At 67.3% G+C, this 16,941-nt stretch carries 15 protein-coding genes; 3 read left to right on the plus strand and 12 right to left on the minus strand.

What is annotated here, in order from left to right; translation table 11 throughout:
• The first annotated feature begins 67 nt into the window (after positions 1-67).
• A complete protein-coding gene (locus tag BLA15945_RS04610) occupies positions 68-973 on the plus strand; it encodes a LysR substrate-binding domain-containing protein (RefSeq protein ID WP_233464122.1) in 906 nt (301 codons plus the stop codon).
• A gap of 44 nt (positions 974-1,017) precedes the next feature.
• Here the strand turns inward: BLA15945_RS04610 and BLA15945_RS04615 are convergent, their stop codons facing one another.
• The 6 genes from BLA15945_RS04615 to BLA15945_RS04640 all read right to left on the minus strand — a co-directional run bounded on the left by BLA15945_RS04615 (position 1,018) and on the right by BLA15945_RS04640 (position 5,703).
• Complete coding sequence (locus tag BLA15945_RS04615; protein ID WP_048023552.1) at positions 1,018-1,212, minus strand: YqaE/Pmp3 family membrane protein; 195 nt, start codon at positions 1,210-1,212, stop codon at positions 1,018-1,020.
• A gap of 100 nt (positions 1,213-1,312) precedes the next feature.
• Positions 1,313-1,768: a TIGR00725 family protein gene (locus BLA15945_RS04620; protein WP_155627300.1), complete on the minus strand. Its 456-nt coding sequence runs from the start codon at positions 1,766-1,768 to the stop codon at positions 1,313-1,315.
• 76 nt (positions 1,769-1,844) lie between these two features.
• Positions 1,845-2,675, minus strand: a complete 831-nt coding sequence (locus BLA15945_RS04625) for an ABC transporter permease (protein WP_174991616.1) — start codon at positions 2,673-2,675, stop codon at positions 1,845-1,847.
• 10 nt (positions 2,676-2,685) lie between these two features.
• Positions 2,686-3,774, minus strand: coding sequence for an extracellular solute-binding protein (locus BLA15945_RS04630; RefSeq protein ID WP_059238616.1), 1,089 nt, complete (start codon positions 3,772-3,774; stop codon positions 2,686-2,688).
• 26 nt (positions 3,775-3,800) lie between these two features.
• Entirely contained in the window at positions 3,801-4,844 is a 1,044-nt protein-coding gene (locus BLA15945_RS04635; RefSeq protein WP_059238614.1) for an ABC transporter ATP-binding protein, read from the minus strand.
• A 7-nt stretch (positions 4,845-4,851) separates the two neighbouring features.
• Positions 4,852-5,703 (minus strand): ABC transporter permease, encoded by an 852-nt coding sequence (locus tag BLA15945_RS04640; RefSeq protein WP_174991617.1) that lies wholly within the window; start codon positions 5,701-5,703, stop codon positions 4,852-4,854.
• A gap of 162 nt (positions 5,704-5,865) precedes the next feature.
• On the opposite strand from BLA15945_RS04640, the gene BLA15945_RS04645 reads away from it, so the two are divergent.
• Complete coding sequence (locus tag BLA15945_RS04645) at positions 5,866-6,762, plus strand: LysR substrate-binding domain-containing protein (RefSeq protein ID WP_059238610.1); 897 nt, start codon at positions 5,866-5,868, stop codon at positions 6,760-6,762.
• A gap of 101 nt (positions 6,763-6,863) precedes the next feature.
• Here BLA15945_RS04645 and BLA15945_RS04650 read toward each other — a convergent pair whose 3' ends face one another.
• Positions 6,864-8,540 carry an alkaline phosphatase family protein gene (locus BLA15945_RS04650; RefSeq protein ID WP_174991618.1) on the minus strand — a complete coding sequence of 559 codons (1,677 nt, stop codon included), beginning with the start codon at positions 8,538-8,540 and terminating at the stop codon, positions 6,864-6,866.
• Positions 8,541-8,791: 251 nt separating this feature from the next.
• On the opposite strand from BLA15945_RS04650, the gene BLA15945_RS04655 reads away from it, so the two are divergent.
• On the plus strand, positions 8,792-9,013 hold the full coding sequence (locus BLA15945_RS04655) for a hypothetical protein (protein WP_059238606.1): 222 nt from the start codon (positions 8,792-8,794) through the stop codon (positions 9,011-9,013).
• A 53-nt stretch (positions 9,014-9,066) separates the two neighbouring features.
• On the opposite strand, the gene BLA15945_RS04660 is transcribed toward BLA15945_RS04655, so the two are convergent.
• From BLA15945_RS04660 to BLA15945_RS04680, 5 genes are all read right to left on the minus strand, one after another.
• Entirely contained in the window at positions 9,067-12,852 is a 3,786-nt protein-coding gene (locus tag BLA15945_RS04660; protein ID WP_174991619.1) for a DUF748 domain-containing protein, read from the minus strand.
• A gap of 151 nt (positions 12,853-13,003) precedes the next feature.
• The gene (locus BLA15945_RS04665; protein ID WP_174991620.1) at positions 13,004-14,440 is read right to left on the minus strand and encodes a DUF1254 domain-containing protein; all 1,437 of its coding nucleotides are present in this window, start codon (positions 14,438-14,440) and stop codon (positions 13,004-13,006) included.
• Between the two features lie 334 nt (positions 14,441-14,774).
• A complete protein-coding gene (locus tag BLA15945_RS04670; RefSeq protein ID WP_174991621.1) occupies positions 14,775-15,242 on the minus strand; it encodes an OB-fold protein in 468 nt (155 codons plus the stop codon).
• Positions 15,243-15,323: 81 nt separating this feature from the next.
• Positions 15,324-15,752 carry a helix-turn-helix domain-containing protein gene (locus tag BLA15945_RS04675; protein ID WP_174991622.1) on the minus strand — a complete coding sequence of 143 codons (429 nt, stop codon included), beginning with the start codon at positions 15,750-15,752 and terminating at the stop codon, positions 15,324-15,326.
• 427 nt (positions 15,753-16,179) lie between these two features.
• Positions 16,180-16,743, minus strand: coding sequence for a PH domain-containing protein (locus tag BLA15945_RS04680; RefSeq protein ID WP_174991623.1), 564 nt, complete (start codon positions 16,741-16,743; stop codon positions 16,180-16,182).
• Between the last annotated feature and the right edge of the window lie 198 nt (positions 16,744-16,941).

Raw genomic sequence — 16,941 nt, forward strand, 5'->3', positions numbered from 1 at the left:
GACGCGCCCAAGCCGCGACAAACGACATTTTTTGACCCACTGTGTAGCTTTTCTTCGCGATCTCACGATGCGCCGATTGCCGCCCCTGAACGCGCTGCGCAGCTTCGAAGCTGCCGGCCGACTGCAGAGCATCACCCTCGCCGCCGAGGAACTGAACGTGACCCAGAGCGCGATCGCGCAGCAGATCCGCGTGCTCGAATCGTTCTTCGGGCAGAAGCTGTTCGAACGCGACGGGCGTTCGCTGCGGCTCACGCCGCGCGCGCGGCATTACCTCGTCGACGTCGCGAGCTGCCTCGGCCGGCTCGCACAGGCGACCGGGCAGATGTTCGAGCCCGTCGGCGGCCATTCGGTCCGGGTCAACGCGTCCGTGTCATTCGCGCATGGATGGTTGCTGACGCAACTGGCCGTGTTCCAGGCCGCGCATCCCGGCATCGACGTGCAGCTCGTCACGAGTGCCGACGTGGAGCGCGACCAGATCGACGAGGCGTGCGACATCGTGATCCGCCGCTATACGCCGGAGCTGCGCCGCAAGGGCTTCGTGTCGCGCCCGCTGCTCGCGAACGTCGCACTACCCGTGTGTGCGCCCGGCCATCCGGTGCTCGCACAGGCGCGTGTGCCGGCGGACCTCCGCAGCGCGCCGCTGCTCCACTACGCGGGGCTGCCGCAGGCGTGGCAATACTGGTTCCACCAGGCCGGCACGGACGTCACCGAAACCTTGCGCGGACCGTTCTATCGCGAGTTCTTCCTGCTGGTCCAGGCCGCCGCGAGCGGGCTCGGCGTGTGCCTCGCGCCGCGCGCGGTGGTGCGCGACGCTCTCGCGAGCGGCCGGCTCGTCGCCCTGTTTCCGGACGTCCACCTGGAAGGGCCGCCGTTTCATTGCCTGTATCGCAACGACGACGATCCGGCGTTGCGCACGTTCGTCGACTGGCTGTTCGCGCGGGCCGAGGAACTGGACGGGCCGCCGCCGCAGTAACCGGCGGTGGCCACGGCGAGCGGCGACGCCCGTGGCCGCCTGCGTCAGCGCCGCTCGCGCAACGCCGCGTCGATCTTGCGGTCGGTCTTGTACTGGCTCAACGCATACACCGACCAGATCGCGGCCGGCAGCCAGCCGATGATCGTGAGTTGCAGGACCAGGCAGATGATCCCGGCGATCGGGCGGCCGATCGTGAAAAACTGGAACCACGGCAGCAGCAGGGCAAGCAGAAGGCGCATGAACGATCCTCTCGGTACGTCGTTGAACGGGTGATGCGTAGCCAATATGGCGGGTTGCGCCCGTCATTTCAAGCCCGTGCCCGACGCGCGCCCGTCGGCGCTATGCCGAATCGGCCAGCCACTGGGCAACCCGCACGACGAGCCCGTCCGCTTCGTCGAAGCACTCGACGCCCGCCACCTGCGGCGCGCCGCACATCGTGAACACCGGCTTGCCCCACTGCAGCCCGAGCGCGATTTCGGACAGCGTGCCGAGCCCGCCGCCGACCGCGATCAGGCAGAGCGACGCTCGCGCGACCAGTGCATTGCGCGTGATGCCGAGCCCGGTCGGCAGCGCGACGCTCAGGTACGGATTCGCAAGCGTCGCATCGTCTTCGGGCAACAGCCCGATCGCGCAGCCGCCGGCCGCATGCGCGCCACGGGCGGCGGCCTCCATCACGCCCTGCTTGCCGCCGCCGACGAGCGCGACGCCCGTCGACGCAACCGCGTGCGCAATCCGTTCCGCGGTGCGCATCTGCTCATCCGTCGCGTCGCGCGGGCCGATCAGGCCGACCGGCATCCGGTGCCGGCGCGTGCCGCGTTGCCGCTGCGCCAGTCGCGCGAGCGCATCGCGCGCCGGCTCGGACCACACGCATTCAATGACGTCGTTGGCGAACAAGACCTTCCCCCAGTGCCAGAACGCAGGTACAGATCGCCGTCAGCACGATCGACAGCACAGCCGCCTGCGAAAAATCGGTTTGCCCGTCCGACAGCTTCAGGTACATCAGCAGCGGCAGGATGTTGATCTGCGTGCCGGCCAGCGCGATCGCCGTGCCGTAGGTACCGAGCGCGATCGCGGTCACGAGGCACCATGCGGACGCGACCGACGGCCACAGCTCGCGCCATGCAACGTCGAGCCATGCACGCCACGGCCGCGCGCCGAGCGTCAGCGCCGCCTCGAGCGGCCGCCGGTCGAGATTCGCGAGCGCCGGGTAGATCATCAGCGCGACGCGCGGGATCAGGTAGTACGCGTACGCGACCGCGAGCCCCGGCATCGTGTAGATCGCGCCGCCGACCACGGTCGGATCGGCGCCCAGCGCGGCCAGCAGCGTGGTCACGAAGCCCGCGCGGCCGAAGGCGAGGATGAAGCCGTACGCGATCACCAGCCCGGAAAACGCGAGCGGTACACCGAGCAGCGCGAGCGACCAATGGCGCCGCGCCGGCGACTGCCCGGCCAGCGCGAATGCGACCGGCACGCCCACGCCGACCGACAACGTGCCGGCGCCGATCGCCAACGCCAGCGAGCGCGCGATCGCGTCGGCGACGAGCGGATCGCGCCACACCGCCGCAAACGCGCGGCCACCGTCCGCGCACGCCGCATCGACCAACGCGGCCAGCGGCAGCACGAAACACACCGCGAGCAAGGCCGCCGCGGGCAGCGCGCCGAAGCGGCGCAATACACCGCGTTCCGGTAAGGAAGCGTGCATCCCGCGCCCCTTACTGGCCGAGCGTGGCCTGCGACCAGAGCTGGTCGACTTCGGCCTTGCGCGCCGCCGCCTTCGCGACATCGAGCGGACGCACCTGCGGCGCGTTCGGCAGCTTCGCCGCGACCTCCGCTGCGACCGGCGTGCCGGGCACCGCCGGGCGCACATAGCCTTGCGCGAACAGCGCCTGCCCGACGTCGCTCATCACGAGGTTGAGCCAGAGCTGCGCGGCGGACGGGTTGGGGCCGTTCTTCACGAGACTCATCGCATAGGGCGCCGATACGCTGCCGTCCTGCGGAATCACGACGTCGGCCGCATCGCCCATGCCGTCCGCGTACTTCGCCTTGAGGCCGTCGTTCTCGTAGCCGATCAGGATCGGGATCTCGCCCTTCACGAACTTCGCGTACGGCGTCGTGCCCTCGACGCGCAGCACGTTGCCGGCCTGCTTCAGCTTGCCGAAGAAGTCGGCGCCCGGCTTCGGGTTCTCGACACTGCCGCCGTTCGCATACGCGGCCGCGAACACCGCGACCTGGCCCTGCCCGGTCGAGCGCGGGTCGAGATAGACCACCGCATTGCGGTACTCGGGCTTCAGCAGATCGGACCAGCGCTGCGGCACGTTCTTGACGAGCTTCCGGTTGACGAGGAACGCGATGTTCAGCGAATGCACGGCGAACCAGCGGCCGTCAGCCGCGCGGAACACGCCCGGCAGCTTGTCGAAGTTGACCGGCCGGAACGGCGCGACGACGTCCTTGCCCGCGGCATCGAGCGCCGACGCCGCGAAGTAGTACGCGGTGTCGGCCTGCGGACGGCGGCGCGACTTGTCGAGCGCGACGACGGTCGCGGCCGAGCCGATGTCGTTGTACGTGATCTCGACCTTCGGATAGCGCTTGCGGAATTCGGCGAACAGCGCCTTCCAGTTCGCCCATTCGGGGCCGGTATCGAACGACACGACGAGCCCTTCGTCGGCCGCCTTCGCGTACAGCGCGTCTTCGCCCGGATACAGCGGCGCGGCCTGCGCTGCCGCACAAGAGAGCGCCGCGAGCGCGCACAGCGCCAGCACGCGGGCGCGCATGGCCTTCACAAGAGGGGAGCCTGCAAGCATCGTGAATCTCCGTTGAACGAAAGGGATCAGTGCGCGTCCGGCGATGCCGGCAGCACGAGCAGATGGCGCGGGTCGACCGCGATGCTGCGCGCGGCGGGTTCGCGCCCTTCGCACAGCAGCACGTCGGCCGAGCCGTCCGGCATGAAGTCGTAACGCTGCGTCGCGCCGAAATAACGCACTTCCCCGCGACGGCCTTCGATGCGGTTCGTGCTCTGCGCCGGCGGATCGGCCTGCACGTGCTCGGGCCGCACCAGCACTGCGACGTCCTCGCCCGGGCGATGCGCGCCCGTTTCCGCGCGCAGCGTCGCGAAACTCACGTCGATTTCGCCGTGCGCGAGTACCCGCCCGCGCAGTACCGTCGAATGCCCGACGAAGCGCGCGACCTGCGCGGTGGCCGGGCGCTCGTACAGGTCGCGCGGCGTGCCGGCCTGCAGCACGCGGCCGCCGTCGACGATCGCGACGCGGTCGGCCATGCTCAGCGCTTCGTCCTGGTCGTGCGTGACGAACAGCGTCGTCGCGCCGCACGCGCGCTGCAGCGCGCGGATCTCGTCGCGCAACTGATGGCGGATGCCGGCGTCGAGCGCCGCGAGCGGCTCGTCGAGCAGCAGCAGCTTCGGTTCGATCACGAGCGCCCGCGCAAGCGCGACGCGCTGCTGCTGCCCGCCGGACAGCATCGCGACGCCGCGCGTCGCATGGGCCGACAGCCCGACCCGCTCGAGCATGTCGAGCGCGCGCCGGCGCCGAAGGCCGGCCGCCACGCCGCGCATCCGCAACCCGTACGCGACGTTGTCGACGACCGACAGGTTCGGGAACAGCGCGTAGTGCTGGAACACCATCCCCACTTCGCGCCGCCACACGGGCACGCCGGCCACGTCGGCACCGCCGATCGCGATGCGGCCGCGCCAGCCGTCGAGCAGCCCGGCCGCGAGCCTCAGCAGCGTGGATTTGCCGGACCCGCTGCGCCCCATCACCGCGAGCAGTTCGCCCTGCGCAGCGGACAGCGTGACGTCGTCGACGCCATGACGGGCGCCCGGATACTGAAAGCTGACGTGTTCGAATTCGAGACTCATGGATGGCTCATTTCAGACGTTGCACGGTGCCGACGGACACGAGCGTCGCAAGCACGGCGAGCACGAGCAGCACGACGGTGGCCGCGCACGCCATCCCCGTCGCGCCGTAGAACGCCTGCAGCAGCACGATCGGATAGTTCCGGTAGCGAAAGCCGGCGATCAGGTTCGAGATCTGGAATTCGCCGATCGACAGCGCGGCGACCATCACGAGGCCGGAAAACAGGCTGTGCCGCAGGTTCGGCAGCACGATCGTGACGAACTGGCGCAGCGGCGTCGCGCCGAGCGTCGCCGCGCAGGCCTCGAGCCGTGCGAGGCCGAGGTGGCGCAGGTCGCCGAGCAGCGTCTGCAGCAGATACGGCAACGTCAGCACCGCGTGCGCCGCGATCATCAACGGCAACGTGCCGAGCCACGGCAGCGTGTCGCCGCTGAAGATCGCGATGTAGCCGAAACCGAGCGTCAGTGCCGGCACGGCGACCGGCAACAGCATCACGACGCGCGTCGCGAACCCGCCGCCGGCCTGCGCGCGATGATGCAGCGCATACGCGAGCGGCAGGCCGATCACCGCGTTGAGCGCGCAGCACGCCAGCGCCACCATGAAGCTCACGCCGAACGCGCGGGTGAAGCTCCGGTTCGCAGCCAGGTCGGCAAACCAGTGCCCGGTGACACCGGTGGGCAGCAGCGTGTTCGTCCACGATTCGCCCACGGCGCCGATCAGCAGCAACGCGATCGGCAACAGCAGGTAGAGCGCGAACGCCGCGAGCAGCGCCTGCAGCAACAGCCTGCCGACGCGCGGACAGGCCGGTCTGTTACGACGAATCGGAACACCGTCGGCCAATGCCGGGGCGGTTGACGGATGCATGAACTCACTCGCTGACGATCGGGGAACGCCTCGCTCGACGCCCGCCGGACGGGGCCCGCTTGCGTTGTCGAAGCCGGCGCAGTGTGCGGTTTCGACATGGCATCGTCATGAAAAAAACGTAAAAAGCGCGCATCGACCTGTGCAAGGACGGAACAGCCCGCCATGAAGCACCTGTATCCGAACGTGGCGGAGCTGCACGCGTTCGCCGCCTCTGCGAAGTACCTGAACTTCTCCTACGCGGCCCGCGAGCTGGGCCTGACGCCGAGCGCAGTCAGCCGGCAGATCGCGAACCTCGAAGCCCTGTTCGGCGTGAAGCTGTTCGTGCGCGAGGGGCGCGGCCTCGCGCTCACGCGTGCGGGCCAGGTGTATCACGCACGCGTCGTCGGGCCGTTGCGCGAAATCGGCAACGCATCGATCGAACTGCTGAGCGCGCGCGAGAACAGCGACCTGCTGACGATCGCGAGCGTGCCGACGTTCACGACCAAGTGGCTGCTGCCGCGCCTCACGCGCTTTCTCGCCACGGCGCCGGACGTCACGCTGAGCTTTCGCCGCCATCTCGCACCCGGCGACGTGTTTCCTTTCGGACTCGACGCGGCGATCCGCTACGGCGACGGCGGATGGGAAGGTGTGCGAAGCGACTATCTGGGCGGGCGAACCTTCGTGCCGGTCTGTTCGCGCGAATTCGCCGACCGGCATGCGCTGCACGCGCCCGCCGACGCGGCGACGGCGCCGCGCCTCGTGCACGAGCAGGCGGAGATCGCGTGGTCCGCATGGGCGGAGCGTCATCGCGCATCGCAGATGAACGCGCTGGCCGGGCCGCGCTTCGAGCAGTATTCGGTGCTGATCCAGGCCGCACAGGCGGGGCTCGGGATCGCCCTCGTGCCGCGTTTCCTGATTCTCGACAATCTCGCGGCGGGCACGCTGATCGAGCCGTTCGACGCACCGGTCGACGTGGACGCGCAGGGACATTACCTCTGCTACGCGCCGGAGCGTCTCGACACGAGCGATGCGTTGCGGCGATTCAGGGACTGGATGCTGGACGAATCGGGGCGCGCGTAGGGTGGCACGACGTCGCCTCGAAAGCGAACGGCGCGCGCCGCCGCACGGCAACGCGCGCCCGGCGCCGGACGCCGCCCGGCGGCGACATCCGGCCTGCCGCGTCAGCGCCCGATCCCGAGCCCCGGCAGCACACGCGTGTTCTCGGCCACGACCGCATGCAGCAGGCGCGGGTCGGCGCCGAGCAGCTCGAGGATCGTCGGCGCGACCTGCTTCGTGCCGACGAGGTCGTTCACGGTGCGCGCGCGGTGGATGCCCGGATACGACACGAGCAAGCCGAGATGGCTGTCGTCCGGTGCGTTGCCGCCGTGCTCCTCGTCCTTCTTCGTGCTCGCCGTGTAGATCACGCCCGGATTCGGCTGGACGATGATGTCCGGCGTACGGCCGTTGGCCGGATCGCCGAAGCGGTCGGCCAGCGCCGCGCCATGCAGGACATACGCCTGCGGACCGTCCGCGCAGATCCCCGGCGCATTGCAGCCCAGGTTCGCCTTCAGCGTCTCGACCACCGCCGTGCGCTGGCTGCGGTCGCGCAGCCAGATCAGGCCCACGTCGTCGGTCTGCACGAAGCCCGTGCCGACCAGGCCCGAACCGTCGTTCAGGTTGCCCGTCGTCGTGTTGTTCTGGCCGAAGTTGCCGTTCGGATCGAGGTAATTGTTCGTTTCGAGCAGCTTCGTCAGCGTGTCGCCGTTCTTCACGAGCTTCGTGTGATCGGTCGGCGACTGGCCATGCTTCGACGTGACGATCACGGCCGTCGACGCGTACAGGTTCGCCTGCTTCAGCGCCGCGACGATATGACCGATCGAGTTGTCGACGTAGGTGATCGCGTTCGCGACCTGGCCGTTCGGCGTGAAGTCGGCATCGAGATAGCCGCCGCCCTTTGCGACCGGTGACTTCTGCGCGACGCTCAGCGTCTGGAAGTCGGCGCCGAACAGCGTCGGCACCGGCGCGCGCTTCGTGCCCGTCGAATCGCGGCCTTCGATCTGGTTGAGCAGTGCCTGCACGTGCAGGTTGTCGAAGCGCGCGGTGTGCGAATAGACGTCCGTGTAGTCGGTGTTCGTCGCCGGGTCGATCGAGTTGATCTCGGTGCGCATCATGTCGTCGACGCCGGTGCCCGACGGGCCGTTCAGCCAGTCGTAGCCCCACGCGTGCTTGTCGGCCCACGCGGTGTGCGCGTTCGGCACGCCGGCCTTCACGGCTTCGAACACCGTGTTGGTCTTCACGTAGTTGTGCGGATAAACGGGCACGCACTGGCCGTTCACGCGCGCATGCGGGATCGCCTGCGGGTTGAACGCGCCGCCGCCGTCGAGGTGCACGAGCTTGCCGCCGTTGATCGCGTCGATGCCCGTCGTTTCGTCGAACACGACGTTCCAGCCCTGCTTGCCCGAGCACGTCGTATCGCCCGGCGCATACAGGTTGCGGTCATACGACACGTCGTAGAACAGGCCGGCCGTCTTCGGCGAGCCGCCCGTCACGAGCGCCGCGAGGCCCGGGAACGAATCCGACAGGCCCGGCGTGTACGCATTCGCGTACGTCACGCCGCTCTTGGCGAGCACCGCGATGTTCGGGCACGTGTTCGCGCCGATGCAGCGCGCGAGATCCTGCTCGTGCAGACCGTCGACGCTGAGCAGCAGCACGTGCTTCACCACGCGGCGCGCATTGCCGCCGTTCTCGCCCTGGCTGTTGCCATCCTGCTGCGCCGCATACGCGCCCGCGCTTGCGAGCGCCAGCGCGCCCGCCACCATCACCGCCATTTTTCGTTGCTTGACGAACCTGGAAATCATCACCCCACCTCATCGATTGACGTTGAACTGCACGACTTGCCATCAGGCGCGCAAAATATCGCCGGATCGTGCGGCGACCGGATGAAGCGGGGCTTTCTGTTCTCTGTCAAACGTAACCAATCGCAAGTGACATGACGCGGTCGCAATGCGATGCCGTTCGGGGCGCCAACGCGTGCAACCGGATTTTTTTTCGGCTTGGCCCGCGACTATTGGCGTGTGATAAAGGGTTTTCCCTGACCCGGAGCACGAGTATGTCGACCCTGGAAGCTCTCCGGTTCGTGCTGGACGATGCACGTACCCCCGAAATCATTCGCCACCACGTCGTCGACGCGCTGCAGTACGCGTTGCGCAACTACGGACAGGTGTTCACCGCGAAGGAAATCGAATGGCTGACGCAGTGGGACGACGCCCGTCTGCCGCTGGCCGCGAGGAAGGAACTGGACAAGCGCGAACCGGCGATCGCCGCGCGCTGAAAAAAACCGCCGCGCCCAGCAGGTGCGGGCGCGGCGGCGGATGGCGGCAAGGCTTACTGCAGCCCGAAGTCGACGCGGGTCGTCGCGCCCTTGTCCGAGATGCCCTTCGCGTCGAGCTTCGGCGCGACGACGAATACGCGGCTCGAATCGATCTTCCCGTCGAGGTACTGGCGCACGGCCTGCGCGCGTTGCTGCGCGAGCGCCCGCAGCGCGTTGTCGTCGGCCGGCGCGTGATCGGCCAGCGCCTGCTTCATGTCCGCATCGGGAAGCGTCTTCTGCAGGCCGACGAGGTTGCGCGGCTTCTTGAAGTCGGCGGCCTTGTAAGCGCGCGTCAGGTACTTCGTGTATTCGGTCTTGTCGACCTTCACCGACATCGGATCGACGCTTTCGCCCTGGCCGACCACGTCCTTCAGCTTCTGCTGGCGCACCAACCGCTCGACGTACGCGTCGCGCAGCCCCGGCGTGTCCTGGGCCGGATCGACACGGCCGATCAGGTCGAGGCGGATCGACGGCTTCTCGGTCAGCATCTTCACGACCGTGTCGAGCTTCTTCTGCTGCGCGTCGGTCAGCTCGTACGAGCCCGGCGCAAACTCGACATAGCCGAGGTCCTCGCCGCCGCCGCCGAATGCATTCGCGAGCAGTGTGAACGGCGACGTGACGGCCTTCGCGATCAGGTTCAGCACCGCGTGCCAGATCAGCCCGCCGACGCTGAATTCCGGATTCGACAGCGAACCCGACACCGGCAGGTTCACGTCGATCTGGCCGCGCGTGTTCTTCAGCAGCGAGATCGCGAGCTTCACCGGCAGCTTCGTCGCGGTGTCGTTCTCGACGCGATCGCCGAACGTGAGCTGGTCGATGAAGATGTGGTTGTTCGCCGACAGCTGGTCGTTCGCGAGCTGGTAGTGCAAATCGACGTTGAGCTTGCCCTTCGTGATCGGATAACCGGCGTACTTCGCCGAGTACGGCGTCAGGTTGGTCAGCTCGATGTCGTGTGCGGTCGCCGTCAGGTCGAGCGCCGGCTTTTCGATCAGCGGGTTCACCGAGCCCTTGATCGAGATCGGCCCGTTGCCCGCGAGGTTCGCGGCGACGTCGACCGGCGCGGACGTCGTCGAATCCGTGCCGAACGCGCCGACCGTGCCCTTGATCGCGACGAGGTTCGCCGTGTAGTTCGGCTTGATGAAGTTGTCCGTGTAGGTCACGCGGCCGTTCTGCAGCACGAGCTCGCCGAAGTGCATCCGAACCGGATTCTGCGGCGGCGTCGCGGCCTTCACGACCACCGTCGCGGACGCGGGTGCGGGCGCAGATGCCTGCTGCGCGGCGGCCGGCGCCGACGCGGCCTGCGGCGACAGCGGCACCGGCTCGCCCTTGCTCGCGTCACGCGTGAGCGACTGCGCGGGGCCCGTCTCCTTCGCGACCACGTCCTTCAGGTTCAGACGCCCCTGCGCATCGAGCAGCACGCGGCCGTAGAAGTTCGAGAACGTCACGCGCGCGGCGTCGACGTCGGTGCCCTTCTCGTCGTAGTTCGCCTTCAGGTTCGACAGCGCGAGCGAGCGCCAGCCCGCGAACGGGTCGGACGTCGCCTTGTCGAGCATCCGCACGTCGACCAGCGCGACGTCGCCGCGATAAGTCGCGCGCGGCGTGTCCTTCACCTGCGCGAACGTCAGGTTGCCCTGCGCGTTGAGCAGCGCGCTCGCGATCGTCGCGTTCAGCGCACTGCCGAAGTACGGCTCGAACGCGGCCGCGTCGAGGCGGTTGCCGTTGATCTTCAGGCCGACCTTCAGCGGCTGCGCGGTCACGTCGCCCGTCACGTTCAGCGAGCCCTTGCGGTTCAGCGTCGCCTTCAGCTGCACGGGCAGCGGCTTCGTCAGGTCGTCGCTCAGCTTCTGCACCGACAGTTCCAGCGGCTTGATCGCCAGCTTCACCGGGCGCGGCGTCGACAGGTCGGTGAAGTTCGCGGACGAATCCTTCACGTTCAGCGCGTCGATCCGGTAGTGCCACGACGGCGCGGCGGCCTCGGCCTTGCGCGCGACCGTGCGCTTCGGCACCGACGCCTGCGCGGGTTCGGCCAGCGCGGCGAGGTCGATCCTGCCGTCTTTCAGGCGCTTCACGTCGAGCGCGAGCCCGCTCGCGTCGACGCTCGCGATCTCCGCGGTGCGCGCGGCGACGTCGACCTTCGCGATCTTCGCGCTCGCGTCGGGCAGCACGATCGCGGGCGCCTTGTTGTCCGGCGTCGCGATCTTCAGCGACTTCAGGCTGATCGTGCTGTCGGCGACTTCCGCGGCGAGCGGCGTCTTGCCCCAGTCGGTCTTCGCGTTGACGGTCGCGCCGAGCGTGCCGTCGAGCACGCGCGCACGCGTCGCCTCGCCCAGGTACGGCTGCAGCGCCGGCAGCGCGAGCGCGGCGACCGTCAGCTTCGTGTCGGCCTGCTTGTCCGCCAGGTTGAACGCGCCTTCGGCCGTCACGTCGCCGCCGCGCGACAGCGACGTCGACAACGTGTATTTCGCCGGCGTCTTGCCCTGCAGCGAGAAGCCGTCGAGCGTCGCGGCAAGCTTCGTCAGCGACATCGCGGTCGGTGTCGCCGGCACGCGGTCGTCGACGTTGACCGTGCCGCCGTCGATCGCGAAATGACGGATCGTCAGGTCGAGCGGCGGCGCTTCCTTCGCGGCGGCATCGTCGGCCTTCGCGCCGCTGGCCGCGGCGCCGGCGGCGCCGGAAGCGGCGGCGGCACCCGGTGCGGCCGGCTTGCCGGCTTCGGCCTTCGGGGCGGCAGCCGGCTGCGCGACGAGCTTCTCGACGTTCAGCACGCCCTGCTTGTCGCGCGACAGGTCGACCACCGGCTGGTCGATCTTGATCTCGTCGAAGTGCATCGCGTTGCGCAGCGGCTCGAGGCTGGCCGCCGCGACGTGCACGCCGCGCGCGGCGAACAGCGGCGCGGACGCATGGTCCGTCACCTTCGCGTCGCTCAGGTCGACGGTGCCCGATACGCGCAGCGCGGGCGTCTCGCCGCTCATCACGAAATTGACCGTGAGGTTGCTGCTCAGCAGGCCGCTGGTCACGGCCACCGGCAGCTTCGCCGGCACGTACGAGATCAGCTTGGGGACGTCGAGGCGGTCGAACTTCAGCGCGATCTCCGATTCGCGCGACTGCGCGAACGGCTTGGTCTTGCCGTCGATCGAGAGCGGGCTGCCGTCGAAGCGCGCGCGCAGCTTCGGCTCGACGAAGATGTCGGTCTTCGAGGCCAGCGTCGCGATGTACGGAATGCCGAGCGTCCAGTTGTCGACCACGTGCTTTTCGTTCAGCAGACGGTCGTCGAAATCGATCCGGCCGTCGTTCACCTGGATGTTCGACACCGAGAACTGCGTCGGCTTGCTTTCGGGCTTCGGCGACGGCGCGGAGAACTTCTCGATCAGGTCGGTGAAGTTGAAGCGCTGCGCGTCGTAGCGGACGATGTGAAAGCGCGGCGAGTCGAGCCGGATTTCGTTGACGATCGGCGCACCGCGGAACAGCGACGACCACGACGGCCTCACGACGAGCTTGCCGATGTCGATGAAGTCGCCCTGGCCGCCGCGCTCGCCGAGGTGGATGCCGTCGGCTTCGAGGTTCAGCGTGTACGGGTTCAGTGCGATCCGCTGGATCGTGGCCGGCCGGTCGAGCTGCTTGCTCAGCTGCTGTTCGGCGATGTGACGGATCAGCGGCGGCGCCGCGAAGAACCCGAGCAGTCCGAACAATACGAGGAAGATCAGCACGCCGATGCCGATACGCCGGGCACGGCGCGAGCGTGCAACACCGCCGAGGGCATGGAGGGTCGAGGATACGGTTTCTTTGTCTGGGCTTGCCATGCTTGAATGCCTCGGGAATGGATGCCGGGCCGCGCCGGACAACCGGGCGGCCGCGCACGCTATCCCGAAAGTATAGGCTCAGGAGGTGACGATACGGGGTTCGGGCGCCACCACCGCGCCCGCCGGTCGGACAACGGTGGCGGTCAACCGTTCATTTCCGGACGACGACGGGCGGCATCCACGACCCGTCGCTCGCCTGCGGCTTCGGCGCGTACAGGCGCAACGTGAGCGCGAAATCGGTGCGCGGCGCCGGCAGCCAGTTGCCCGCATGCGCGCCGCCCGGCGATGCCGACACGACGATGTCGATCGAACCGTCGTGGTTGCGGCGCAGCCGGTCGCGATCGCCGAGCGAGCGGCGCGCCGACCCGACGTCGGGCAGTGCGCCGTTCGTCGTATAGGGGGTGAGCGTCCAGAACGCGCGGGCCGGCGGCAGCGCGCCCGGCGCGAAACGCAGCACGTAGCGGTTCGCGCCGTTCAGCGGGTGGCCGTCGCTGTCGACGCGGACGACCGCGAGCGTCTCGTCGTCGCGCGTCGCGGCGCCGAACTGCGTGTAGGCCGCATACGCGCGCAGCGCGTAGTCCTGGCCGTACTTGCCGGCCGTGTCGCCGATCCAGCTCCAGCCGTTCGCGTTCAGCAGGTTCGACGGCGCCGCCGCGAGCCGCGCGCGCGCCTCGGCGACGCCGGCCGTCGCGGCCGTCAGGCGGTCGCCCGTCCACAGCACCGGGTAGCCGGCCGTCACGCCGATGTCGCCGAGCGATTCCAGTGCGTGCGCGTCGTCGACCGGCGCCGGATTGTCCTGAAGCGCCTGCGCGAAGCGTGCGAAGAACGCCTTCGGGTCGAGCGCGGCCACCTGCTCGGCCGGCGTGCCGCCGCCCACCGCTTCGGACGGCGCGCTGCCCGCATGCACCGCGACCGACGCGCCGCGCTCGGCGCCCGTGTAGACGGACAGCGGCACCACGCGGATCGCCCGCTGCAGTTTCTTCACGTTCGTGAGGTCGCGCCCGCCGCTCGTCTGCAGCCGCACGTCGAGCCACGCATTGGCGGACGGCACGTCGACGCGCAGCACGCCCTTCGGCAGCGTGCCTTGCCAGTCCTTCGCGGCGAAGGCAATCGTTTGCGATCGCACGGCACCGCGGGCACCGCGCGGCACGACGCTCGACGCCGACCACAGCACGTTCGTCCACATGTCGAGCGCGCGCGCGTCCCAGTAGCGGCCGCGCGTGTCGGGCAACGTGACGATCACGGGTTCGGCGGTCACGTCGAGCCAGCCGGTCGAGTCGAGCGTGTCAACGCCCGGCAGCGGCGGATTGACCGCACCGACGGGCGGCAGCGCCTGTGCGTGGCGCAGCGTGTTGAGCGGCGCCTGCCCCGGTTGCGCGCCGTCGCCGCCCGTCGCCGCTTCCTTCGCGACGTCCATCAGCACGAGCGGATACGCATACACATAGGAGTCGGCGACTTCCGCGCGCATCCAGCCGGTTTTCCGCTGGATCGCATCCGGTTGCGACGCGCACCCCGCGAGCAACGCCGTCATGGCCAGCGACACGCACGCGCGCCGCAGAGAAACTGATTCCTGCAGGTTTTCAATCATCGATTACTGGCCGAATATCGTTCTTTTCAGTCAACGCCTTGTTCGTCTCGCGAACGGCGAATGCAAGGCACCCCAGCCTGCCCGGATGCCGTTTTGCTACGTTTCGCAACGGTGGGCGCTGATGTCAGGCCGGTATCATAGCGCCTCGGGGCAATCCCTAATACGCCGAATACATCAGACTTCTGACCGGATCTCCGCTGTTGTGAAAATGAAAGCAAAGACAGGCGGTTCGTACCACCGACGAACGCTCCGCCTGTCGACCTCTCCACGCCTGGATCGGTAAAAACAAAAAAGCCCGCAATCGCGGGCTTCGTGACGCAGACCTGCTCAACGATTACGCAGGAAAGCAATCTCGCAGGATCGGGCTGCCGATGAGGCGCCCGGCGCCTTCGCACACCCACGACACTTTCTGTCCCTTTTCCAGCGACGCGGCGAGCGCTTCGTGTTCCTTGCTCAGATAGGCATTGACCGGCATGAACTGGTTGCTGGTCTTCAACTTCACGACGATGTTGTCAAAGGCATCCTTGTCGATGCTTTGAACCGTTCCGCCCACGGCCAGGGCCTTGCCCTTGTATTTCTGGTCCGCGGAGACTTCGTTCTTGTCGTAAGCGGTGAACAGCGCCGATGCGGTGACGCTCACCGTTTCAACGGGCTTTTGCGCCTGTGCAGCCTGCGCCGGCGCCGCCGGTGCATCGGTTCCCGCGCTCGATGCGGCGGACGGTGCCGGCTTCTTGCCGAAAATCACACTGATGACGATGAGCGCAAGCACGATGCCAAGGCCGATTTTGAACAGTTTTTTCATTGGTCCCTCATATCATTAGCGCATCTGCGCTTGTTGGAAATTGAATTGCCATGCGGCCGCACGCGATGACTGTCAGGTCCGTCAATCGCGGACAGTCCGTTTCTCGTGCAAGGCACCCGGGGCGATCGTGCAGGGCGCGCCCGCGTCATCGCCGGCCGATCGCTCCATGCCGTTGCTGTCCTGTCGCTGCGCAAGCGTGCCGGGCATCGCTCCAGCGACCAGGGCCGCGAAGGCCGCGGCGCGCACGACGGTCGGCGCTTCGCGATATCGGCGCACGAGATCGCCCTCGTCGACGGAAAGCGCGGTGACATCGCGCTGTCCCGTGAGCGCATACAGGACGTCGACGCCATGCGTGGCGACGGCCTCCAGGTACGTTGAATCCGGGCGTCTCGAGCCGTTCTCGTAGTTGAGTTGGGCATCCTTGGACACGCCGCCGAGAGAGGCAAACGCCGTCTGGTTCAATCCGAGACGCTGGCGTTCCTCTTTGAGCCTTTGCGAAAAGATGGTCAATTGACAACCATATACGATTACATGTGGCCAATTGACCACCATTTAAAATCACTGCAAGGTTAACGAAGGGAAGTATATCGTCATTGTTAATATAAAAACTTCCGGCTGGCACGTCGTATCGAAAACGAAATGCGAAATGGTATGGCGCAGGGCCACGGGATTTGGCGCCGTTCCGGCGCTCAGTCAATCAGGACAATTGACCGATTATATTTTTCGGCATTGCCAACTGTCCGGCATGGATCATGACGGGCCGGCCAATAGCGACGGATCTCTGCGGCCAGTCAATACCGGTACAACGTCGACGATTACGCATTCCGGGCATAGGCAGCGCAATGCCTTATGCGGAACGGGCGCAGTTTGCATGGCCGGCAGGCCCGTCGCTTCCCCGTGATGCGACGGCCCGCCTGCAATGCCTGTTCCCTCGGAATTACGACGCCAGTATCTTCATCTTCTGCTCCGAGAACTCGGCATCGGTGAGAATCCCCCGCTCCTTCAACGCGGCAAGCCGCTCCAGCTTCGATACGACGTCGTCGGCGGCAGGCGGCGCGGATACGGCGACCGCCGGATTCGATGCCCGCGTGTACTCGCGAATCGCGTCTCTCACCTTGTTCGTGAACGGCACAACCGTTTTCTTCCAGACGTTCTTGATGATCCGCTCGCTGGCGCCATCCTCGATGCGGATTTCGCCGAACATCATTCCGGTCGTTCCCGATACCGAATTCACCTTGTCGAGATTGATCGAAACCTGTTTGAGACCGTAAATGAGACCTTTGTCGAGGAACACGACGCGGTGGTCGGTGAGTACGATCAACCAGGTATTGCCGTCCATCAATCCGGACGAAAAGGCCAACACCTGCTCGCCGTCCATCAGGATTTCAGGCAGATGATTCAACTCCTTTTTCGTAAAGAATTGATCGTCGCCGACTTCCCGGGCAATACGCTTGTATTCCGCCTTCAATGCCTCTTTGCTGGAATTTTTGAAATCGAACATCGGATGGCCCCCGCGCCTGTTTATAGAGCGTCGGATTTTACAGCCGGGGTCGGCATATTGCTCCGTCAGGTGCAGATCATGCGCCGCTTTCTACGAAAGCGAACAACTGGTGTGCAGCGCGATCACCCCCATATAGGATCGACAGGCTGAAAGGGGCCCGCGGGGGCTCCCGGAATCCGCCCCCCTCCGCACTTGCAA

This window comes from Burkholderia arboris (genome assembly GCF_902499125.1).
GTDB classification, from domain to species: Bacteria; Pseudomonadota; Gammaproteobacteria; order Burkholderiales; family Burkholderiaceae; genus Burkholderia; species Burkholderia arboris.